The organism is Klebsiella sp. CSG-1, from assembly GCF_056521145.1.
On record NZ_JBWNLD010000010.1, the window covers coordinates 155,334 to 175,743 of the forward strand.

The 20,410-nt window shown below is 60.2% G+C and carries 21 protein-coding genes; 7 read left to right on the forward strand and 14 right to left on the reverse strand.

The genetic code is table 11. The annotated features are described in order from the left end of the window. Positions 1 to 4: 4 nt before the first annotated feature. The 8 genes from AC007G_RS22140 to hpxU all read right to left on the reverse strand — a co-directional run bounded on the left by AC007G_RS22140 (position 5) and on the right by hpxU (position 7,651). On the reverse strand, positions 5 to 910 hold the full coding sequence (locus tag AC007G_RS22140; RefSeq protein WP_032688616.1) for a GGDEF domain-containing protein: 906 nt from the start codon (positions 908 to 910) through the stop codon (positions 5 to 7). 337 nt (positions 911 to 1,247) lie between these two features. After that, a complete protein-coding gene (gene hpxK, locus AC007G_RS22145) occupies positions 1,248 to 2,510 on the reverse strand; it encodes an allantoate amidohydrolase (RefSeq protein WP_032688442.1) in 1,263 nt (420 codons plus the stop codon). Then, positions 2,507 to 3,748, reverse strand: a complete 1,242-nt coding sequence (locus AC007G_RS22150) for a pyridoxal-phosphate-dependent aminotransferase family protein (RefSeq protein ID WP_049267604.1) — start codon at positions 3,746 to 3,748, stop codon at positions 2,507 to 2,509. Before AC007G_RS22150 ends, hpxK begins: the two co-directional genes overlap by 4 nt. Positions 3,749 to 3,763: 15 nt before the next feature. Further along, on the reverse strand, positions 3,764 to 4,501 hold the full coding sequence (locus AC007G_RS22155) for an amino acid ABC transporter ATP-binding protein (protein WP_004860340.1): 738 nt from the start codon (positions 4,499 to 4,501) through the stop codon (positions 3,764 to 3,766). Then, positions 4,482 to 5,138, reverse strand: coding sequence for an amino acid ABC transporter permease (locus tag AC007G_RS22160; RefSeq protein ID WP_032688617.1), 657 nt, complete (start codon positions 5,136 to 5,138; stop codon positions 4,482 to 4,484). The genes AC007G_RS22155 and AC007G_RS22160 overlap by 20 nt, the downstream gene beginning before the upstream one ends. Next, positions 5,138 to 5,803, reverse strand: a complete 666-nt coding sequence (locus AC007G_RS22165) for an amino acid ABC transporter permease (protein ID WP_032688444.1) — start codon at positions 5,801 to 5,803, stop codon at positions 5,138 to 5,140. The genes AC007G_RS22160 and AC007G_RS22165 overlap by 1 nt, the downstream gene beginning before the upstream one ends. A gap of 9 nt (positions 5,804 to 5,812) precedes the next feature. Continuing rightward, positions 5,813 to 6,598: a transporter substrate-binding domain-containing protein gene (locus AC007G_RS22170; protein ID WP_032695697.1), complete on the reverse strand. Its 786-nt coding sequence runs from the start codon at positions 6,596 to 6,598 to the stop codon at positions 5,813 to 5,815. Positions 6,599 to 6,811: 213 nt separating this feature from the next. Continuing rightward, entirely contained in the window at positions 6,812 to 7,651 is an 840-nt protein-coding gene (hpxU, locus tag AC007G_RS22175) for a MurR/RpiR family transcriptional regulator HpxU (RefSeq protein WP_032688446.1), read from the reverse strand. Between the two features lie 167 nt (positions 7,652 to 7,818). Here hpxU and hpxW point away from each other — a divergent pair, with 167 nt between their 5' ends. From hpxW to hpxZ, 4 genes are read left to right on the forward strand one after another with little or no spacing between them, the layout of a single operon-like run. After that, positions 7,819 to 9,402, forward strand: a complete 1,584-nt coding sequence (gene hpxW, locus AC007G_RS22180) for an oxamate amidohydrolase (RefSeq protein WP_047664585.1) — start codon at positions 7,819 to 7,821, stop codon at positions 9,400 to 9,402. Positions 9,403 to 9,411: 9 nt separating this feature from the next. Next, positions 9,412 to 9,600: an oxalurate catabolism protein HpxX gene (gene hpxX / locus AC007G_RS22185; RefSeq protein ID WP_032688448.1), complete on the forward strand. Its 189-nt coding sequence runs from the start codon at positions 9,412 to 9,414 to the stop codon at positions 9,598 to 9,600. Next, positions 9,597 to 10,991 carry an AtzE family amidohydrolase gene (locus tag AC007G_RS22190; protein ID WP_142630391.1) on the forward strand — a complete coding sequence of 465 codons (1,395 nt, stop codon included), beginning with the start codon at positions 9,597 to 9,599 and terminating at the stop codon, positions 10,989 to 10,991. Before hpxX ends, AC007G_RS22190 begins: the two co-directional genes overlap by 4 nt. Continuing rightward, positions 10,991 to 11,377 carry an oxalurate catabolism protein HpxZ gene (gene hpxZ / locus AC007G_RS22195; protein WP_046852922.1) on the forward strand — a complete coding sequence of 129 codons (387 nt, stop codon included), beginning with the start codon at positions 10,991 to 10,993 and terminating at the stop codon, positions 11,375 to 11,377. Before AC007G_RS22190 ends, hpxZ begins: the two co-directional genes overlap by 1 nt. A gap of 34 nt (positions 11,378 to 11,411) precedes the next feature. Here hpxZ and puuE read toward each other — a convergent pair whose 3' ends face one another. The 3 genes from puuE to AC007G_RS22210 are packed head-to-tail and all read right to left on the reverse strand — an operon-like array spanning position 11,412 to position 13,820. Continuing rightward, entirely contained in the window at positions 11,412 to 12,344 is a 933-nt protein-coding gene (gene puuE, locus AC007G_RS22200; protein WP_032688451.1) for an allantoinase PuuE, read from the reverse strand. Between the two features lie 10 nt (positions 12,345 to 12,354). Further along, positions 12,355 to 13,104, reverse strand: a complete 750-nt coding sequence (gene hpxA, locus AC007G_RS22205; RefSeq protein ID WP_032688453.1) for an allantoin racemase — start codon at positions 13,102 to 13,104, stop codon at positions 12,355 to 12,357. After that, entirely contained in the window at positions 13,104 to 13,820 is a 717-nt protein-coding gene (locus AC007G_RS22210) for a GntR family transcriptional regulator (protein WP_032688455.1), read from the reverse strand. The genes hpxA and AC007G_RS22210 overlap by 1 nt, the downstream gene beginning before the upstream one ends. Before the next feature lie 145 nt (positions 13,821 to 13,965). Between AC007G_RS22210 and AC007G_RS22215 the strand changes: the two genes are divergently transcribed. Next, on the forward strand, positions 13,966 to 15,459 hold the full coding sequence (locus AC007G_RS22215) for an NCS1 family nucleobase:cation symporter-1 (protein ID WP_032688456.1): 1,494 nt from the start codon (positions 13,966 to 13,968) through the stop codon (positions 15,457 to 15,459). 107 nt (positions 15,460 to 15,566) lie between these two features. After that, positions 15,567 to 16,883: a guanine deaminase gene (gene guaD, locus AC007G_RS22220; RefSeq protein WP_032688457.1), complete on the forward strand. Its 1,317-nt coding sequence runs from the start codon at positions 15,567 to 15,569 to the stop codon at positions 16,881 to 16,883. A 33-nt stretch (positions 16,884 to 16,916) separates the two neighbouring features. Here guaD and uraH read toward each other — a convergent pair whose 3' ends face one another. Beyond that, complete coding sequence (uraH, locus tag AC007G_RS22225; RefSeq protein ID WP_032688458.1) at positions 16,917 to 17,243, reverse strand: hydroxyisourate hydrolase; 327 nt, start codon at positions 17,241 to 17,243, stop codon at positions 16,917 to 16,919. Next, the gene (gene uraD, locus AC007G_RS22230) at positions 17,240 to 17,740 is read right to left on the reverse strand and encodes a 2-oxo-4-hydroxy-4-carboxy-5-ureidoimidazoline decarboxylase (RefSeq protein ID WP_094898233.1); all 501 of its coding nucleotides are present in this window, start codon (positions 17,738 to 17,740) and stop codon (positions 17,240 to 17,242) included. Before uraD ends, uraH begins: the two co-directional genes overlap by 4 nt. 499 nt (positions 17,741 to 18,239) lie before the next feature. Here uraD and hpxO point away from each other — a divergent pair, with 499 nt between their 5' ends. Further along, complete coding sequence (hpxO, locus tag AC007G_RS22235; RefSeq protein ID WP_032688460.1) at positions 18,240 to 19,394, forward strand: FAD-dependent urate hydroxylase HpxO; 1,155 nt, start codon at positions 18,240 to 18,242, stop codon at positions 19,392 to 19,394. Here hpxO and hpxR read toward each other — a convergent pair. Continuing rightward, positions 19,391 to 20,308 carry a LysR family hpxDE operon transcriptional regulator HpxR gene (hpxR, locus tag AC007G_RS22240; RefSeq protein ID WP_032688461.1) on the reverse strand — a complete coding sequence of 306 codons (918 nt, stop codon included), beginning with the start codon at positions 20,306 to 20,308 and terminating at the stop codon, positions 19,391 to 19,393. The genes hpxO and hpxR overlap by 4 nt on opposite strands. Between the last annotated feature and the right edge of the window lie 102 nt (positions 20,309 to 20,410).

The window sequence follows — 20,410 nt, forward strand, 5'->3', positions numbered from 1 at the left end:
GGCCTCAGGATGTGGCCCACTCGACGCGTCCACGGCCGTTATGTTTCGCCTGGTAGAGCGCTTCATCCACCTTCTTAATAAACGCATCCTGCGCTTCACCTTTTTCACGCATGCCGACGCCAATGCTGACCGACAGCGGATAATCATGATTAATCAGAATGGAGCGGACATTCTCCAGAATGGACTGCGCCAGGTTGCGCACCTCTTCGGCCGGCATCCCGTCAACAATAATGGCAAACTCTTCGCCGCCAATCCGGGCCGGCAGAATTTTATCGCTGGTTAATTTTGCCAGCTGTTTACCCAACGCAAATAGCACCTCATCGCCCACCAGATGGCCGTAGGTATCATTGATGTTCTTGAAAAAATCAATATCCAGAATCATCAGCGCCAGCTGGTGGCCCTGTTTTTCCCGGATGGTATCAATGAAAAAACGCCGGTTAGGCAGTTGAGTAAGCTCGTCTTTTAACGATTGAGAACGCGCGTCGACGTACAGCACGTTAATACGCTCGATAATTTTATAGATGCCGATGGTCGTCAACAGCATGCCGGAAAGACGGAGCAGATCTTCGCAGTAATAGCCCATCCATTTCGGCTGGACAAATATTTCGTCCATTACATCAAAGGTACAGCCGGCTATCCAGAGCAACAGCCCGTAGCGCACCCAGTTTACCGCGACATAACTCATTCTGACTTTTGCCGAAATCCATAACATAAACACCAGGAACAATAAGGCTAACAGATCAATATACAGCCCGGCGTTGGCGAAGATAACGTCCCAGGGACCTAATGGTTTCGAAATCACAATACACAATGCGGAAACGGCGATAATTATCAGTAATGCGGAGAAAAGATTCATCCCGGAACGGGAGGACTGCGTCTGTATATTAATACTCTGTTCTGAATTCAGCATCGGCATGTCTCTCGTCAGCAGCATATCTTTTCACAAGTAGCATAACAGTCGGGGAATTTTCAGCGAATAAAAATGATGATTATCTGAGGGTTAAAGGCGTCATCGATGCTTAACAAGAAGAGCAGACTGACCCCGCGGAATGATTCCAACTGACTACCAATCCATGGCGACGAGGTCAGTGCCGCGGATGGTATAGAGTTCATCATCCGCATATTTAGCACTTTGTGCTACTTTCGGGTAAAAATAGCCCGTCACTTCGGTCAATCAGCCGCCGATCAGCGGCCCTCAGCGCGGCGCCGGCGCAGAAGAAGCCGCTAGTGCGACCGCGCGGGACGGCTTATGCGTTTTCGGCCAGCGCCCGCGTCGCGCGGCGAAACGCCGCAATAGCCAACGCCACATCCTGGCAGGTAACGGATTCCGCCGGGTGGTGGCTGACGCCGCCTTTGCAGCGCACAAACAGCATGCCTACCGGCCAACGTTCGGCGATGGCGATCGCATCGTGCCCGGCGCCGCTCGGCAGGGACAGCGAGCGCCCCTGAACCTCGGTGACGGCTTGCGTCAACACCGCCTGTAGCCGCCGATCGCAGGCGGTCGCGGCGATGTGGTAGAACGCTTCGGCGGCAAAGCGCAGATGGCGACGGGCGGCTATCGCCTGCGCGGCATCCAGCAGCGTGGTGAGCAGCGCGTCGAGCGGACCATCCTGCGGGCCGCGAATATCCAGAGTCAGCGCCACCTCGCCGGGAATGACGTTAACCGCGCCCGGGGCGCAGCGCAGCGTCCCCACCGTAGCCACCAGGTTTCCCCCGTGCTGCCGGGTTGTCGTCTCAATGAGGACCATCCATTCGGCGGCGGCGGCCAGCGCATCCCGACGCTGGCTCATCGGTACCGTTCCGGCGTGGCCCGCTTCGCCGGTAAAACGGCAGTTCAGGCGGCGGGCGCCGTTGATGGCCTCCACCACGCCGAGCGCCAGCTCCGCTTGCTCAAGGCACGGCCCCTGCTCAATGTGCAGCTCGAGATAGCCGGCGATATCCGCCGTCGGACGCGCCGCCAGGCCGACTCGCGCAGGATCAAGTCCGGCCTGCGCCATCGCCTGCGCCACGCTGATCCCCTGAGCATCGGTCTGCGCCAGCCAGCTCTCCGGCCAGCTTCCCGTCAGGCCGCGACTGCCCAGCAACGTGATGCCAAAACGGGTCCCTTCTTCATCGCAGAAACCGACAATCTCTATCGCTTTCGCCAGGCGAAGCCCCTGCCGATGCAGGTTTTCCACCACGTCAATCGCCGTAAGCACTCCCAGCATGCCGTCATAGCGCCCGGCATTGCGTACCGTATCCAGATGAGATCCCAGCAGAATTGCCGGCGCCCCCTCCTGCTCGCCTTCATAACGCCCGCAGATGTTCCCGACGCTATCCTGCCAGACGGTCATTCCCGCCTGCGTCATCCAGCGCGCCACCTGCTGATTGGCCTGCAAATGCTGCGGCGAGAGATACACCCGGGTCAGCCCTTCTGCCGTTTCGCTGATCGCGGCCAGCTCATCGGCGCGGGCCATCACCCGCTCCGCGGCCGCCATCATCTCCGCCTGCTGGCGTGTTGATTGATTCATCGCGCACTCTCGCTGCAATAGTGATCCCACGCCGCCTGCATCGCCGCTCCCTGGGCGGTAGAGAATTTCAGGTAATTCAGTACCGACTCCAGAGCGCTGAGCGTGGTCAGCACGCAATCTTTCCGCGCGTTATAGCCCATGGTGCCGATGCGCCACACTTTGCCATGCAGCGGGCCAAAGGAGGTGCCGATCTCAATGCCGAAATCTTCCAGCATTAGCTTCCGTACCTGGTCACCGTTGATGCCCTGCGGAATCACCACTCCGAGCACATTGTTCATCTTATGTTTCAGGTCGCCAAAGGTCTCCAGCCCCATCGCCTGAATGCCTTTGAGCAGCGCATCGCCATGCAGCTTATGTCGGGCGATCCCCCGATCCAGCCCCTCCTGCAGGATCAGTCGCGCGCATTCGCGAGCGCCAAACAGCGCCGATGTGGCCTCGGTGTGGTGATTCAGGCGCTCCGGCCCCCAGTAGTCCATCACCATGCCGAGGTCGAAGTAGTTGGAGTAAACCATCTCATCCACGCCATCAAGATGGGCGTCGGTACGAATGCCCTCCTCCACGCATTTGCGGCGGCGAATCACCTCCTCCATGCGCGCGCTGAGGGTAATCGGCGAGGTACCGGACGGGCCGCCGAGGCATTTCTGCATCCCTGCGGATACCGCATCCAGCCCCCAGGCATCGGTCTCCAGGGCATTGCCGGCCAGCGAGGCGGTAGCGTCGGTGTAAAACAGCACCTCGTGACGGCGACAGATATCGCCCAGCTCCGCCAGCGGCTGGAGCATGGTGGTCGAGGTGTCGCCCTGTACCGTCAGCAGCAGGCGCGGACGCACGCGTTTGATGGCGTCTTCAACCCGATCGGGGGTGAAGACTTCGCCCCACGGTACCTCGATAGTGTGAACCTCGGCGCGACAGCGGCGGGCGATTTCGCACAGCAGATGGCCGAAGCGGCCAAATACCGGCACCAGCACCTTATCGCCAGGGCGAATAGCCGACACCAGAATCGCTTCGATTCCCGCGCGCGAGGTGCCGTCCACCAGCATCGTCCAGCGATTTTCGGTACGGAACACCCCGCGGTACAGCGCCATAACCTCATTCATATAGTGGGTCATCGCCGGATCGTACTGACCAATCAGCTGGCTCGACATGGCGCGCAGCACGCGCGGGTCGGCGTTAATCGGCCCCGGCCCCATCAGCAGGCGCGGCGGCGGGTTGAGTTGCGAAAATTGAGCGATATCCATTTTAGAGTCCTTTGATTAATTCAGGCCGCGAACGGAGGAGATAAACTGCTTCAGTTCATTGGTCTGCGGGTTGGCAAACAGCGTTTTACTGTCACCCTGCTCCCAGACCCGTCCCTGATGCATAAACACCACCCGATCGCCCACTTCACGGGCAAAATTCATTTCATGGGTGACGAGAATCAGCGTCATTCCCTCGGCAGCCAGCTGCTCGAGAACCTTGAGCACTTCGCCCACCAGTTCCGGATCCAGCGCCGAGGTAATCTCGTCACACAGTAACACTTTTGGCGACATCGCCAGCGCGCGGGCAATCGCCACCCGCTGCTGCTGGCCGCCGGAGAGGCTCGAGGGATAATAGTCCAGCCGATCGCCAAGGCCGACCTTCTCCAGCATCCGCTGCGCCAGCTCACGACATTCGGCGGCGCTTTTTTTCAGCACCCGTCGCGGCGCCAGCATCACGTTCTCCAGCGCGGTCATGTGCGGAAACAGGTTAAAATTCTGGAACACCATCCCGACGGAACGGCTGATCTCGCGGGCCTGCGAATCGCGGTCGGTAATGGTCATGCCGCCCAGCTTAATGCTGCCGTCCTGATACCCTTCCAGCCCGTTGATGCAACGCAGCAGCGTGCTTTTCCCCGAGCCGCTACGGCCAATAATCGAAATGACCTCGCCCATCTCGATGTCCAGATCGACACCTTTGAGCACGTGGTTGTCGCCGTAGTACTTCTGCATCTGATTAATGGTGATGAGAGGCATTGAATTTATTCTCCAGATAGCGGCTGTAGCGGGACAGCGGGTAGCACAGAATGAAGTAGCCCAGCGCCACCAGCGCAAAGACTTTAAACGGCTGATAGGTCACGTTGGTCAGCATCGTGCCAGCTTTGGTCAGTTCGACGAAGCCGATAATCGACGCCAGCGCGGTGCCTTTCACCACCTGCACCGCAAACCCCACGGTGGGCGCAATGGCGATACGCAGCGCCTGCGGCGCAATGACGCGAAACAAGGTCTGGGCGAAACTGAGGCCCAGACAGCGCGAAGCTTCCCACTGCCCTTTCGGCAACGCGCGAATGCTGCCGAACCAGATATCGAGTAAAAAGGCGCTGGTGTAGAAGGTCAGCGCCAGCGACGCGGCGGTCCACGGCGAGACGTCAATGCCGAACAGCGCCACGCCGAAGAAGGCCAGAAACAGCTGCATCAGCAGCGGCGTCCCCTGAAACAGCTCGATATAGCCGCGGATCAGGCGCTTAACCTGGCGTCCGCCGGTGAGGCGCAGCAGCAGCAGCGGCAACGTCACCAGCGCGCCGCCAATAAACGCCACCAGCGACAGCAGCACCGTCCAGCGGCCGGCCAGCAGCAGATTGCGAATAATATCCCAGTCAGTAAAGGTGACCATCATGCCTGCACCCCCAGCCATTTTCGCCCTGCCGCCATCAGCAGCTGACGCATGGTTATCGAAAGCACTAAGTAGATCCCCGTCGTCACCAGATAGACCTCAAAGCTCAGAAACGTCCGCGACTGGATCAGGTTGGCGGCAAAGGTCAGCTCTTCATAAGAGACCTGCGACACCACCGACGATCCCAGCATCACGATAATGCATTGACTGACCAGCGCCGGGTAAATCCGCTGCAGCGCCGGCGGCAACACCACCCGAATAAAAGTCTGCGTGCGGCTCAGCCCCAGCACACGCCCGGCCTCCCACTGGCCTTTTGGCGTCACCTGGATCCCGGCGCGAACGATCTCGGTGCTGTAGGCGCCAAGGTTGACCACCATCGCCAGCAGCGCGGCTTCGCCTGCCGTCATCTTCAGCCCGAGGTTAGGCAGACCGAAGACGATAAAGAACAGCTGAACCACAAACGGCGTATTGCGGATAAGCTCCACGTAGCCGCCCCACAAACGGCTGAACCAGGATGGCCGCCCGCTACGAATAGCGGCGCCGAAGATGCCGATAGCCAGGCCGCCGACCGTCGCCAGTACCGTCAGCTGAACCGTCACCCACAGCCCCGCCAGCAGCTCCGGCCAGTGCGGCCAGAGCGCAGAAAAATGAAGTTGTTCCGTCATTCACTGACCTTATGCGGAAAAGTCGGCGGGCAACGGCGCTTTCAGCCACTGCTGAGACAAATTGTTCAGGGTACCGTCTTTAATTCCCTGCTCGATCAGCGCATCGACTTTCGTTTTCAGCGCCGGCTCATTCTTTTTCAGACCAATCACGCACGGCGAATCTTTCAGCATAAAGCTCGGCACCGGCGCTTTAGCCGGGTTTTGCCGGGAAATCGCCGCCACCACCAGGTTACCGGTCGCCACGTACTGCACCTGGCCTGACAGATAAGCCGACAGCGTGGTGTTGTTGTCTTCATAGCGTTTAATCTGCGCCTCTTTCGGCGCAATGCTGGTCAGCACCATATCTTCCACCGCGCCACGGGTAACGCCGACGGTTTTGCCGCCGAGCGCCGCCGCATCCTTCAGCTCTTCCCCTTTCGGGCCGAATACGCCAAGGAAGAACGGCGCATACGGGCGGCTGAAATCAATCACCTTCTCGCGCTCCGCATTTTTGCCGAGGCTGGAGATAACCAGATCCACTTTATCGGTTTGCAGATAAGGCACCCGGTTGGCGCTGGTCACCGGCACCAGCTGCAGCTTGAGCTTCATCTGACTGGCAAGATAACGCGCCATATCGATGTCATAGCCCTGCGGCTGGAGATCGGTCCCCACCGAACCAAACGGCGGGAAATCCTGCGGAACCGCAATGCGAATCACGCCGCGCTTTTCGATATCCTGCAGCTGGTCGGCTTTCGCCGCTGTGATTTGCGTGAACAGACAAGCGGCCCCGGCCAGTGCGATCAGCAGTTTTTTCATGATGTTTACCCGTTACGTTAGTATGAAACAAAAGATTCTTTAAATAAACTTCTGCAACTAATGTGCCAGATACAAAAAATAGGAGGGTCACAGCGCAAAGCGCGAGAAAAGAGAGAAGAAACAGGAGATAGCGGAAAACAGCGGGGAAACGGAGTTCATTCCCCCACTATTTTATTGCACCATAAAAGAGCAAAGCACCAGCCTGAGGCCCCATTATCGTTGCTCAAGCTCGTCCAGCTGCTGATAAAGGGTGGCGATATCGTGGATGCGCGGGCGGCCTTTATCGAGAATTTCGTGCAGGAACGCATTCGCCAGCAGGTTGATCAAGCTGTTTACCGAACTGTAGCTGTCATAGGCCGAGACGCTATCCAGGGGAGCACACAGCTGCCAGCGGGACAGCGGAAACAGGCTGTATGCCTGCGGTTCGCAGATCAGCAGTACCGGAATACCGCGCTGCTGGAGCTGTTGCAACAGCGGGCGAATAATGCGCGGACGGCGGCGAAAGGCCATGACCACCACCAGATCGTCCGCCGTCAGATCCACCAGTTCCTCGCTTAAGCTCTGTCCCGGCTGCGGCAGCACCTGCACCTGCCCGCGCGCCTGCAGCAGCTGCTGGCGCAGGTGCAGCGCCACCGGCCAGGAGTTGCGCATTCCGATGATCGCAATGCGCCGGGCGTTGACCATCCCGCTAATCGCCTCGGCAAACTGCTGCGCATCGAGCGCATTGACCCACTGCGTCAGATTCGCCATTTCCTGCTTATAGTGCCGCGCCAGCAGCGTGTTCCCCTGCACCGCATCGCGATGATCGGTCAGCGGCATTCCGCTCTGGCGCAAGGTGCGCAGCTCATCGCGCATATCCTTATATTTTTCGTAGCCCAGCCGCTTAAACAGACGGCTCACCGTGGCTTTTGACACCCCGCTCAGCTGCGCCAGCTCAGCGCTGTTATAGCTAATCAGGTCGTCGAAGTGATCGAAAATAAAATCCGCCACCCGCTGTTCCTGAGGCGACAATGAGGCATATTGCCCTTTCAAGCGTTCATCCAGTTGTTCCATACAGCCTCTGTAACTTTTGTTTCATCAAACTATACATGATGAGAGCGCTTTCATAATGCATGCCAGTTTAAGAAAAAGGGCCGCCCCTCCCGACGAATGAAACTTTACGCTCAAAGTGGAACAGCTTTTGCAGCGCTGACATCACCTTTGGATCATGAGGACAACCCATGCAGAGTAATGTATCCGCCCACGGAATGGCGGTCGCCCCGCACCATCTGGCCAGCCAAAGCGCGGTTGCCGTGCTGCGCGAAGGCGGCAGCGCGATAGAAGCCATGGTCGCCGCGGCGGCCACCATTGCGGTGGTTTACCCACATATGAACGGCCTGGGCGGCGATGGCTTCTGGCTTATCGTCCCGCCGGAGGGCGAACCGATAGCCATTGACGCCAGCGGCGCAGCGGGCTCGCTGGCCACGCCGGAAGCCTACGCCGGGTTGGCGCAAATTCCGCACCGCGGACCGCAAGCGGCGCTGACCGTCGCCGGGACCGTCAGCGGCTGGGATGAAGCGCTGAAGGTGTCGCAGACGTTAACCGGAAAAGCGCTGCCGCTGGCGCGCCTGCTGGAGGATGCGATTCGCTATGCCGCTGACGGCACGCCGGTGACGGCGTCCCAGTCCAGCGCCAGCGCCGGAAAACTCGCCGAACTCCATGACCTGCCAGGGTTCGCGGAGACCTTTCTGGTCAACGGACAACCGCCGGCCGCCGGCAGTCGTTTTCGTCAGCCCGCGCTGGCATCGACGCTTAAGCAGCTGGTCGACGATGGCCTCGACAGTTTTTATCGCGGCCCGCTGGCCTGCCGTCTGGCTGCGGGGATGGCGGCCTGCGGGCTGCCCATCACCCTTGCCGACCTACAGCAGCATCGCGCCCGTCGCCCTGCGCCGCTGAAGCTTCAGCACCAGCACGGCGAACTGTGGAATCTGGCGCCGCCAACGCAGGGACTGGTCTCGCTGGCGATCCTCGGGATTACCGACCGGCTGGCGATGCACGATGCCGATGACGCGCAGACCGTGCACCGTATCGTCGAGGCCACCAAGCAGGCTTTTGGCCTGCGCGATGCCCACATTACCGACCCCCGTCATCTCGACGTGGATATTCAAAGCCTGCTCGACCCGCAGGCGCTCCAGCAGTTGGCCGATAACATCGACGATCGGCAGGCCGCCCCCTGGGGGGCGGGAAAAGGCCCCGGCGACACCGTCTGGATGGGGGTGATGGACAGCAGCGGGCTGGCGGTCTCCTTTATTCAAAGTCTTTATCATGAGTTTGGCAGCGGCGTCGTACTGCCGGATAGCGGGATCGTCTGGCAAAACCGCGGCGCCTCGTTCAGTCTCGACCCCGCACATCTGCTGGCGCTGGCGCCAGGCAAACAGCCGTTTCATACCCTCAACCCCGCCGCCGCGCGCCTCAACGACGGCCGGGTCATGGTATACGGTTCGATGGGCGGGGATGGCCAACCGCAAACTCAGGCGGCCATTTTCACCCGCTACATCCTGCAGGGCATCCCGCTGCAGGAGAGTATTTCGCGCCCGCGCTGGCTGCTGGGCCGAACCTGGGGACAAACCTCAGATTCTCTGAAGCTGGAAGGCCGCTTCGCGCCGGAGAGCATCGCCCGTCTGCGGGCGCTGGGTCATGACGTGGAGGTGCTGGCCGATTATAGCGAAGCCATGGGGCACGCCGGCGCCATCGTCCGTCATCCCAACGGCCTGTTTGAAGGGGCGTCCGATCCGCGCAGCAACGGCGCCGCCGCCGGTTATTAGGAGACGAACATGACCCATAGCGTAAACGACTGGCGCGCTTATCTGGCGCAAATGGAACACCTGCTGGCACTGGAGCTGGACGACACCCGCCGCGCTGAGCTTCAGCTACAGTTCTCCCGCATTGCCGCCATGGCTGAGCCGCTGATGGCCTTTCCGCTCGATGAACGCCTGGAGATTGCCGGAGTGTACAAAGCATGACCCTGACTGAGATGACGATTGCTGATATTCAGCGCGCGCTGGCTGACGGTGAGCTGAGCGCCAGAGAGATTGCCCGCCGTACTCTCGACGATATGGCGCAGGTTAACCGGCGAATTAATGCCTGGACGCAGATCACCGAACGCCGGATGCTCGCCGAAGCCGACCAGATTGATGCGCTGCGTCGAACCCGCCAGCCGTTACCGGCGCTGGCGGGGGTTCCCTACGCGGTAAAAAATCTGTTCGACGTTGCCGGGGAAACCACCCTCGCCGGCGCACAGCTGTTCAGCGACCGCCCGCCTGCCGTCAACGACGGCTGGGCGGTACGGCAGATCTGCGCGGCAGGCGGTCTGCTTAGCGGAATGGTCAATATGGATGCCTACGCCTATGGGTTCACCACCGAAAACAGCCACTATGGCGCCACCCATAATCCGCACGATCCGCAGCGCATCGCCGGCGGCTCTTCCGGCGGTTCGGCAGCGGCGGTTGCCGCCGGGCTGGTTCACTTCTCTCTGGGAAGCGATACCAACGGCTCAATCCGCGTCCCGGCCTCCCTGTGCGGTATTTTTGGCCTGAAGCCGACGTTTGGCCGCCTGTCGCGTGCGGGCAGCCATCCGTTCGTCGCCAGCCTCGATCACATTGGCCCGTTTGCCCGCTGCGTCGACGATCTGGCGGCGGTCTACGATGCCTTACAGGGGCACGACCCCGACGATGATGCCCAGGCGGACGAAGCCGTTGCCCCCACTCGCCAGCGGCTGGAACGCACGGCGGAGGGTCTGCGCTGCGGAGTGCTTGGCGGTTATTTCAGCGACTGGTGCGATAGCGACGCCCGTGCCGCGGTGGCCCGCGTCGCGCAGGCCCTCGACGCCCGGGAAGAGCATCGGTTCCCCGAGGCCGAACTGGCGCGTTCGGCGGCGTTTATCATCAGCGCCTCCGAAGGGGGCAATCACTATCTGCCGGCGCTGCGGCGTGAGCCGGCACGCTTTGAACCGAACTCGCGGGAGCGTCTGCTGGCCGGGGCGATGATTCCTGCGGCCTGGTATCTTCAGGCGCAGCGTTTTCGCCGCCATGCCCGGCAGGCAATAAAATCGCTGTTTCACCACGTCGATGTACTCATCGCCCCGGCGACACCGTGCAGCGCCACCCTTATCGGCCAACAGACGATGACGATCAACGGCGAGATACTGCCCGTTCGCGCCAGTATGGGCATACTCACCCAGCCCATCTCGTTCCTCGGCCTGCCGGTGGTCACGGTCCCGCTGCGCACGGCATCCAACCGACCCATTGGCGTGCAGCTGATTGCCGCGCCGTTTAATGAACAGGCCTGTCTGCGCGCTGCGCGCGCTCTGGAACACGCGGGCATCACCGAGGCCCGCCCTGCGGAGAGAGCATGATGATCAATCAGGATAATATTAACCGGCCGCGCGTTCTGGCCGAGGTAACCGCCGCTTTTTACCGCTACGAAGAGGCGCTGGTCAGCAACAACATTGCGGTGCTGGATGAGCTCTTCTGGCACGATAAACGGACGGTGCGCCTGGGGGCTGGCGAGAACCTCTACGGTATCGATGAAATTCGCGCCTTTCGCGCCGCCCGTCCGGCGGCGGGATTGCAGCGCGAATTACGCCACACCGAAATCGTCACCTTTGGCGAGGATTACGCGGTGTGCAGCACCGAGTTTACCCGCGCCGGCAGCGAGCGGATCGGCCGCCAGCAGCAAACCTGGGTCCGTTTTCCGTTTGGCTGGCGGATTGTTGCCGCGCAGGTCAGCCTGATGAACTAACCCGGCGCTGAGCCGGGCTACCCGGGAACGACCACTATTCCCGGAACGGGTGGACTTCGCGCCAGTGGGTGGCGATCTGCTGGCGCGTACAGACCCAGACCCGCTCGTGCTGCTGGACATAATCGAGGAAACGCTGCAGGGCGCGGAAGCGCCCCGGCCGGCCAAGCAGGCGACAGTGCATGCCGATAGACATCATCTTCGGCGCCTCTTCCCCCTCTTCATACAGCACATCAAAACTGTCTTTGAGGTAAGTATAAAACTGCTCGGCGGTGTTGAAGCCCTGCGCGGTGGCAAAGCGCATGTCATTGGCGTCGAGGGTATAGGGGACAATCAGATGCGGCTTACGCGAACCGTCGCCGCACTGCACCTCGGTCCAGAAAGGTAAATCATCGCCATAGTAGTCGCTGTCGTAATCGAAACCGCCGTGTTCCACCACCAGCCGTCGCGTGTTGGGGCTATCCCGCCCGGTGTACCAGCCGGTTGGCGGCTTGCCGAACAGGTCGGTTAAGACGTGCACTGCCTTATGCAAATGCTCGCGCTCCATGTCGCTATCCATATGCTGATAGTGGATCCAACGCCAGCCGTGGCTAACCACGTCGTAGTCGGCGGCTTTGATCGCCGCGACGATATCGGGGTGACGCGCGAGGGCCATCGCCACCCCGAACACCGTCAGCGGCAACCCGCGTCGGCTGAACTCCTGATGGATGCGCCAGAACCCGGCGCGACTGCCGTACTCATACAGCGAGTCCATCGACATGTGCCTGTCCGGGTAGCTGGCGGCGCCGATTATATCGGAGAGAAACTGCTCGGAACCGGCGTCGCCATGCAGAACATGGTTTTCCGCCCCCTCTTCATAATTGAGGACAAACTGCACGGCAATGCGCGCCTGGTTCGGCCACTGCGCGTGCGGCGGTTGACCGGCGTATCCTCGCAGGTCGCGAGGGTAATTCTGTGCTGCTGACGTCATCTCCCACCCCTTAAATTGAAAATGTATTGAATACCTGAAATTTACCGCTCAGGGTTTTGGCTTCCGGGAACGCTAAGTCCCCGCGTTTGCTGGTCGACAGACCCAGCGCCACCAGCGACTCCACCATCTTCACCGCCGCGCTGACGCCATCAATGACCGGCACCTGCAGTTCGCGGGTCAGCTCCTGGGCCAGGGTGGCCATTCCGCCACAGCCCAGCACGAGGGCGCCGCAGCCATCCTCTTTTAATGCCTGGATACAGCGCGCGCGCACCTTCTCCTGCGCCACGCCGCTGCCGTCTTCCAGCGCCAGCACCGGCAGATCAATGGCGTGCAGACCGGAACAACGGTCGTAGAAGCCATATTGATGCAGCAGATGACGGGCGATAATCAGCGTACGCGGCAGCGTGGTAACAATGGAAAAGCGCGTGGCGACCAGCGTGGCCAGATGCATCGCCGCTTCGGCAATGCCGATCACCGGCCCCTGCGCCAGCTCGCGGGCCGCCAGCAATCCCGGATCGCCGAAACAGGCGATCACGTGGCCCGAAACGCCCTGCTGGCGGCCGGCCTGAATCTGCTCCAGCACGCCGACGGCGGCAATGGCCTCATCAAAATGGCCTTCGATGGACGGCACCCCTTCCCGTGCCGAGACCGCCATAATCTCGGTCCCCGGCGCCGCCGCCATGCGGGCGGCGGTGGCGATGGTGTCGGTCATCCCGGGGTTGGTGTTGGGATTAATCACTTGTATACAAATAGCGGCCATCAGGACTCCTTGTCGCCGGCAAACAGCCGGGCAAAATCAGGCAGGCATTCACCAGCCCGCTCAAAGCAGAGGCTGGCAACGATATGTTCAAAATGGTGCGTTAACGCCGCGCTCAGGGGCGGCAGCGCTTTTTGCCGCAGCAGCTGGACAAGCTGCTCGTGATCGTCGCAGCGGCAGCCCTGACGCCACGGCGCTCCCCATGCCGCAATCACTAATGAAGAGCGCTGACTCAGGCGGGTCACCATTTCGGTGAGGACCTGATTGCCGGAAATGGCCTGCAGCTGAATATGAAATTCGGCGGAAAAACGAATCGCCGCCGGGCCATCGTAAGCTTCATGCGCCTGCTGCTCCTGGCGGATAATCGCCTCCAGCGCCGCCAGGTGCGGCGGCTGACAGCGGGCGATCACCTCAGGCAGGTTCGCCACCTCCAGCAGCGCGCGGGTGCGGAAGATCTCCCGCGCCTCTTCCACCGTTGGGCTGGCCACCTGTGCACCACGTTTGGGCGTTAATGTCACCATTTGCACAGCATTGAGTCGTTGCAGCACCTTGCGGATCCCGGTCCGGCTCACGCCGAAGACCTCGGCCAGCGCCTCCTCCGGCAACTTGCTGCCCGGCGGCAGCTGATGCTCCACGATGGCGGTCAGCAGGGCCTGATAGATGGATTCATCCTTGTCATGCAGCGCTGGCGCGGCCTGCTGACGGTTTTCATTACGCATTCACCCACTCCGGATTTTACTTTTCGATAGCCAATCGTATACATAAAATAAATTTCTTGTATACAAGATTAACGATTCTGGCCTGAATCCTGCAACAGCCTCAACCAGTAACGTAAAAGGGTTTTCATTCAGAGGAGCAGGTTTCATGCCAAACAGACAACATACCCATCAGGTTAAGGCCGCTGACTCCACCGTCGGCTACAGCCCACGGCTGTGTAATGAGGATCTGGCGCCGACGCGCGACCAGAACTGGAGCTGGTACAACATCTTTTCTTTCTGGATGTCCGACGTCCATAGCATGGGAGGCTACGTGGTGGCGGCGAGCTTCTTCACGCTCGGGCTGGCCAGCTGGCAGGTGCTTCTCTGCCTGCTGGTAGGAATTTGTATCGTCCAGCTGTGCGCCAACCTGGTGGCGAAGCCGAGCCAGATGGCGGGCGTGCCCTATGCGGTCATCTGTCGTCAGGCGTTTGGCGTCTTTGGCGCCAATATCCCGGCGGTGATCCGCGGGCTTATCGCCTTCGCCTGGTACGGCATCCAGACCTATCTGGCGGCCAACGCGCTGATGCTGGTGCTGCTCAAGTTCTGGCCTTCGCTGGCGACATTAACCGAAGCCACTTTCCTGGGTCTGTCGCACCTCGGATGGCTCTGTTTCGCCACCATGTGGCTGCTGCAGGCGATGGTCTTCTGGCACGGAATGAGCGCCATTAAGCGCTTTATTGATATTGCCGGACCGGCGGTCTACGTGGTGATGCTGGCACTGGCGGGCTGGATCGTATACAAAACCGGCTTTGACGGTATTTCCTTTACCCTGGCCAGCAAATCGCTGACCGCCGGCGAGCAGACCTGGCAGATGATCACCGCCACCGCGCTGGTGGTCTCCTACTTCTCTGGCCCGCTGCTGAACTTCGGCGACTTCTCGCGCTACGGCAAAAGCATGGGCGAAATTCGGCGCGGCAATCGCTGGGGTCTGCCGTTTAACTTCCTGCTGTTTTCGATCGTTACCGTGGTGATTGTCTCCGGCACCCAGTCGCTGTTCGGCCGGATGATCACCGACCCGATTGAAACCGTCAGCCGCGTGGGGAACGATCTGGCGGTCGCCATTGGTCTGCTGACGATGATCACGGCCACCATCGGGATCAATATCGTCGCCAACTTTGTCTCACCGGCATTTGATTTCTCCAACTGTTCACCGCAGAAAATCAGCTTCCGTACCGGCGGCATGATCGCCGCGGTCGGCTCCATTCTGCTCACGCCGTGGAACCTGTTTAACTCACCGGAGCTGATTCACTATACGCTGGATGTTCTGGGTGCCTTTATCGGCCCGCTGTTTGGTATTCTGATTGTCGACTTCTACCTGATTAAGCGCGGCCAGGTGTCCGTTGACGACTTGTTTGATGCCACGCCGCAGGGCCAGTACTGGTATCGCAACGGCTTTAACCCGAAAGCCATCGCGGCGTTGATCCCGTCGGTGGCTTTCGGACTGGTGATTAGCTTTATTCCGGCCCTGCATGAAGTGGCGAACTTTAGCTGGTTTATCGGCGTCTTCCTGAGCGGCGCGGCCTATCGTTGGATCGCCCGCGACGATCGCGCCCCCGCCGCATCGCGCTTTACCTCCCGCCCGCTTGCCCAGAAAGAGTAACGCCCCTCTTTGCCGCGGCACCGCGCCGCGGCATCTCCCGTCCGACAAACTGGCATTATTTTTGCTCAATACCCTTGCCCCTATCTGGAACAAAGAAGGTTGTCCTGATGATTGAGTACCACACCGCCGTTCGCGGCGCCTTTTTCGATATCGCCCATATCGCCGACAGCGCCGACGATATCGCTCGCCATGCGCGCTACCTTGATGATGGCGTGCTGTTTATCCAGCAGGGAAAAATTCAGGCGCTGCTGCCGTGGCAGGAGGGCGAACAGTACCTGCATCCGCAAACAGGCTATCTCGATCTGCGCGGACAGCTGTTACTCCCCGGTTTTGTCGATGCGCACGTGCATTATCCGCAAACTGAGATGATTGGCGCCTTCGGCGAGCAGCTGCTGGAGTGGCTGACCACCTACACATTTCCGGTGGAGAGTCAGTTTTGTGATGAAGAGTATGCCGCAGAGATCGCGCAGTTCTTTATCAACCAGCTGCTGAGCCACGGCACCACCACCGCGCTGGTGTTTTGTACCCTGCATCCCGAATCCGTCGATGCGCTGTTTAGCGAAGCCCTGCGGCTGAATATGCGCCTGCTGGCCGGTAAAGTGATGATGGACCGCCACACCCCGGACTATCTGAGTGAAACGGCGGAGCAGAGCTACCGGCAAACCCGCGAGCTCATTCAGCGCTGGCACCATCGGGGCCGCCTCGGCTACGCCATCACGCCGCGTTTTGCCCCCACGTCGACGCCGGAGCTGCTGACCGCGGTTCAACGCCTGCGGGAAGAGTTCCCGGATACCTGGCTGCATACCCACCTGAGCGAAAATCTCAATGAGATAGCGTGGGTAAAAAGCCTGTGGCCGGAGCATGAGCACTATCTTGATGTGTATCACCACTATCGCTTAACCGGCCAACGCAGCGTATTTGCCCACGGAGTTCACCTCGCCGATGCGGAGTGGCGATGCCTGCACGAGACCGGCTCGGCGCTCGCCTTCTGCCCGACCTCAAATCTGTTTCTCGGCAGCGGTCTGTTCCGCTTGCCCACCAGTTGGCAGCAGAAGGTGCGTATCGGCATCGGCAGCGACGTCGGCGCGGGGACGACTTTCAGTATGCTACGCACTCTGGGCGAAGCCTATAAAGTGGCGCAGTTGCAAAGCTATCGTCTACGCGCCAGTGAAGCCTTTTACCATGCCACGCTGGGAGGAGCCCGGGCGCTGTCTCTCGATGAGAAGATTGGCAACTTCCAGCCGGGGAAAGAGGCCGACTTTGTCGCCATCACCCCTGGGGTGACGCCGTTGCAGCGGCTGCGCCTCTCCCGCTGTCAGGATATTTACGAACAGCTGTTTGTCCTGATGACGCTGGGCGACGAACGCAATATTCACCAGACCTGGGTCAATGGCGAGTGCGTCTGGCACACAGAGGCGGAATAAGTAAGCCCGGCTCGCTGCCGGGCGTTGGCACGCTCAGCTCCCGCGATAGGTTGACCAGCCGCCGGGGGCAATCAAGAACGGCAGATGGAAATGCTCATCCGCCTCTTCGGCAATCGCAAAATCAATCTGCGCGCACAGATACAGCGTCTCAAGACCGCCGCGGGTGAACCAGTCGCCAATATCCGCCACCAGCCGATAGCGGCCGGCGACCAGCTTGCCCGGCGCCAGCGACGCGATGCGACCATTCGCATCCGTGATGCCGCTGGCGATAGATTGCCCTCCCCGCAGCAGGTTGACCACCACCCCCTGTGCAGGCTTGCCGGTGGAAACATCCAGAATATGGGTACTCAACGTATTCATTCGCCAATGACTCCCGTTAGTCGTAATAACGTAATTTCACGTAGCTGCGCCAGCGCGCACGCAACCTCTTGCGCCGCGTTGTGGGTCAGCCGTTGCGTCAGCGCCTGCAGTATCTCTTCCCCGCTGCGACCTTTGGCACGAATCAGGAACACCCGGCCAAAGCGCGCTTCATAGCGGGCGTTGCCCTCCGTTAACGCCTGGATGAGCGACGCATCCCGATCGTTGACCGCCGCCTGTTCCTGCCGCGACAGCGCGGCATGTCCGTGCCGGGCGGCGGGTTTTTCGCCAATGCGCGGATGCGCGCTTAGCGCCAGATCCAGCTCCGGTTCGCCCCACACCAGCGACTTCTGCTGCGCCACGGCGTGCAGCGTCGCCAGGTTCGGGTATGGCCGGGCCTGCACCAGCGCCGTCACCCAGGCGTCAATCGCCACGCACGGCTCCAGCAGATGCGCGGCCTCGTCGGCTGGCAGTTGGTTAAAGTCAGTAAGCAGGATCATTGTCCCTCCTTGCCGCCGCCGCGCGTTGTCCGCGTGATAACAACCCATGCAGGGGCGTCGCCCGTCGTTGGCCACGCGGACAGGGCCCCGCGCCATTGTCCATTGCCCAGGCCGTCAACTGACCGCTGTTGTTGTTTTGCAACATCTCCATTCCCCCGTTTCACCTCAACGTTGTCTGCACAGTGCACAAAGCAGGCCAGAGTGGCGCCGCGGGCCGCCCGTCAATAGCGAAGCTCAATAACTAGTTGTTTATTAATGATAATTACTCGATATCGCTGTTACCTGCCCGCTCATCTGTCGTGCGCCGTTGATGAAACTTTCGATTCCATCATTATCCTTAAGAAATTTTTAGTTCAGAAAATGGCAATTGCCACCCTCTGACGCACCAGATAAGTGCAAAACCTCGCCGTGTTGTCGCCGCAAGGCCGATTTTAGTGCTTTGAGCAAGCTGGTACGCAAATTGCTCACTTCCCTGATGACGCAATATAAGGAGAACAGCATGAAAGCATTAGTGATTGGTGCCGGTATCGGCGGTCTGAGCGCGGCGGTAGCCCTGAAGAATGCGGGAATTACCTGCGAGGTGTTTGAGGCGGTGAAAGAGATAAAGCCGGTCGGCGCGGCGATCTCCATCTGGCCAAACGGCGTGAAGTGCATGAACAACCTCGGCATGGGCGAGATCATCGAAACCTACGGCGGCCCGATGCACTTTTTAGCCTATAAAGAGTATCAGGGCGGAGAAACCCTGACCCGCTTTAGCCTCGCTCCGCTGGTTGAACGCACCGGCGGCCGCCCCTGCCCGGTGTCACGCAGCGAACTGCAAAGAGAGATGCTCGATTTTTGGGGACGCGAGGCGGTGCAGTTTGGTAAACGGGTGACTCGCGCGGAAGAAAACGCTGACGGTGTCACCGTCTGGTTTAGCGACGGGAGCACGGCCCACGGTGATTTTCTGATCGCCGCCGACGGTAGCCACTCGGCGCTGCGCCCCTATGTACTTGGCCATCAGCCCGAGCGCCGCTATGCGGGTTACGTCAACTGGAACGGACTGGTGGATATCGATGAGAGCATTGCGCCGGCGGATCAGTGGACCACCTTCGTCGGCGAAGGCAAACGCGTCTCGCTGATGCCGGTGGCGCATGGCCGTTTCTATTTCTTCTTTGATGTTCCGCTGCCCGCCGGTCTGGCCGAAGATCGGCACACCCTGCGCGACGATCTCAGCCGCTACTTCAGCGGCTGGGCGCCCGCGGTGCAAAAACTGATTGCCGCCCTGGATCCGCAGACAACCAACCGTGTTGAAATCCATGACATTGAACCCCTGGATACCCTGGTTCGCGGCAAGGTCGCGCTGCTCGGCGATGCCGGTCACAGCACGACCCCGGACATCGGACAGGGCGGCTGCGCGGCGATGGAGGATGCGGTGGTGCTGGGCAATATTTTCCTGGAAAATCGTGAGATTGTTTCCGCGCTGCGGCAGTACGAAGCGCTGCGCTGCGCGCGCGTACGCGACCTGATACTCAAGGCGCGCAAGCGCTGCGACATCACGCACGGGAAAGATATGGCCCTGACCCAGGCGTGGTATCAGGAGCTCAAAGAGGAGACCGGGGAGCGAATTATCAATGGCCTGTGCGAAACCATCCAGGGCGGCCCGCTGGGCTAACCTCCGCCGACGGTTTGCATCTCCTCCATCACCGCCGTCAATTTTTGAATCGCCATTTGCGCCGGGCGAGACAGCTGGCGCGATGGCGCCGTACACAGCGCCAGCGTCAGCGGCCGCAGCAGCTTATTGCGCAGCGGAACAAACGCCAGCTGGCCGCTTTTCACCTCATCCAGAACATCCAGCAGGCTCAGAACGGTCACGCCGCTGCCTTTCAGCACCAGCGATTTAATCAGCCGGATATCGTTACAGCTGATGCTGTTGGCCGGGCTAAAATCATAATGGCGATAGAGCAGGCCGACGCGTTCGTGCACAATCAACGGAGCGCCAGGGACAATATGGCGCTGCTGGCTGAGCTCCCCCAGGGAGAGCGCGGCCGCATCCGCCAGGGGGTTATCCGGGCGCATGACAACGCCCATTTCCAGTTCCACAAACGCCAGTACGCTCAGCCCCACCTGGCCTTCCGGATCAAGAATCAGGCCGAAATCGAGATCGGCCTGACGAACTTTTTCGCTGACCGTATGGCTGTCGGCCACCTGCAAAACCAGTTCCAGCCAGTCCCAGGTACCGATAATATCGGCCAGCGCCGCGGCAAAGCTTCCCTCCGCCAGCGCCTGCACCATCCCCACGCTGACCGTTCCGCGCTTCAGCCCCTGCAGCTCATCAAACTTTTGCCGGGTCAGGCGAAACTCTTTTTGCCAGCGCAACAGATTGTCATACAGCAGCTCGCCGGCGGTCGTCATTCGCAGCCCTTCCGGCAGACGTTCAAACAGCGGCGTACCAAATGCCTCTTCGGCCTGCAGGATCTGGCGATTGATCGCCGAAGCCGAAATATGCAGCTTTTCAGCGGCCCGACGCAGGCTGCCGCTGCGGGCGACTTCAGCAAAATAGAGCGCAAAACGCGAAAACGGACTCATGTCTACCCTGTCCTCTTTTTTGCAACGGGTTAGTGAATTAATGCTGATGGATGTCAACACCCTAATATGACAACAATAAACTCACAACAATTAAACAAATGT

Bases quoted from the DNA above. Each gene is read 5' to 3' on its own strand.
- AC007G_RS22140 (WP_032688616.1), bottom strand. From the start codon at position 910: ATGCTGAATTCAGAACAGAGTATTAATATACAGACGCAGTCCTCCCGT.
- hpxK (WP_032688442.1), bottom strand. From the start codon at position 2,510: ATGAATCAATCAACACGCCAGCAGGCGGAGATGATGGCGGCCGCGGAG.
- AC007G_RS22150 (WP_049267604.1), bottom strand. From the start codon at position 3,748: ATGGATATCGCTCAATTTTCGCAACTCAACCCGCCGCCGCGCCTGCTG.
- AC007G_RS22155 (WP_004860340.1), bottom strand. From the start codon at position 4,501: ATGCCTCTCATCACCATTAATCAGATGCAGAAGTACTACGGCGACAAC.
- AC007G_RS22160 (WP_032688617.1), bottom strand. From the start codon at position 5,138: ATGGTCACCTTTACTGACTGGGATATTATTCGCAATCTGCTGCTGGCC.
- AC007G_RS22165 (WP_032688444.1), bottom strand. From the start codon at position 5,803: ATGACGGAACAACTTCATTTTTCTGCGCTCTGGCCGCACTGGCCGGAG.
- AC007G_RS22170 (WP_032695697.1), bottom strand. From the start codon at position 6,598: ATGAAAAAACTGCTGATCGCACTGGCCGGGGCCGCTTGTCTGTTCACG.
- hpxU (WP_032688446.1), bottom strand. From the start codon at position 7,651: ATGGAACAACTGGATGAACGCTTGAAAGGGCAATATGCCTCATTGTCG.
- hpxW (WP_047664585.1), top strand. From the start codon at position 7,819: ATGCAGAGTAATGTATCCGCCCACGGAATGGCGGTCGCCCCGCACCAT.
- hpxX (WP_032688448.1), top strand. From the start codon at position 9,412: ATGACCCATAGCGTAAACGACTGGCGCGCTTATCTGGCGCAAATGGAA.
- AC007G_RS22190 (WP_142630391.1), top strand. From the start codon at position 9,597: ATGACCCTGACTGAGATGACGATTGCTGATATTCAGCGCGCGCTGGCT.
- hpxZ (WP_046852922.1), top strand. From the start codon at position 10,991: ATGATCAATCAGGATAATATTAACCGGCCGCGCGTTCTGGCCGAGGTA.
- puuE (WP_032688451.1), bottom strand. From the start codon at position 12,344: ATGACGTCAGCAGCACAGAATTACCCTCGCGACCTGCGAGGATACGCC.
- hpxA (WP_032688453.1), bottom strand. From the start codon at position 13,104: ATGGCCGCTATTTGTATACAAGTGATTAATCCCAACACCAACCCCGGG.
- AC007G_RS22210 (WP_032688455.1), bottom strand. From the start codon at position 13,820: ATGCGTAATGAAAACCGTCAGCAGGCCGCGCCAGCGCTGCATGACAAG.
- AC007G_RS22215 (WP_032688456.1), top strand. From the start codon at position 13,966: ATGCCAAACAGACAACATACCCATCAGGTTAAGGCCGCTGACTCCACC.
- guaD (WP_032688457.1), top strand. From the start codon at position 15,567: ATGATTGAGTACCACACCGCCGTTCGCGGCGCCTTTTTCGATATCGCC.
- uraH (WP_032688458.1), bottom strand. From the start codon at position 17,243: ATGAATACGTTGAGTACCCATATTCTGGATGTTTCCACCGGCAAGCCT.
- uraD (WP_094898233.1), bottom strand. From the start codon at position 17,740: ATGATCCTGCTTACTGACTTTAACCAACTGCCAGCCGACGAGGCCGCG.
- hpxO (WP_032688460.1), top strand. From the start codon at position 18,240: ATGAAAGCATTAGTGATTGGTGCCGGTATCGGCGGTCTGAGCGCGGCG.
- hpxR (WP_032688461.1), bottom strand. From the start codon at position 20,308: ATGAGTCCGTTTTCGCGTTTTGCGCTCTATTTTGCTGAAGTCGCCCGC.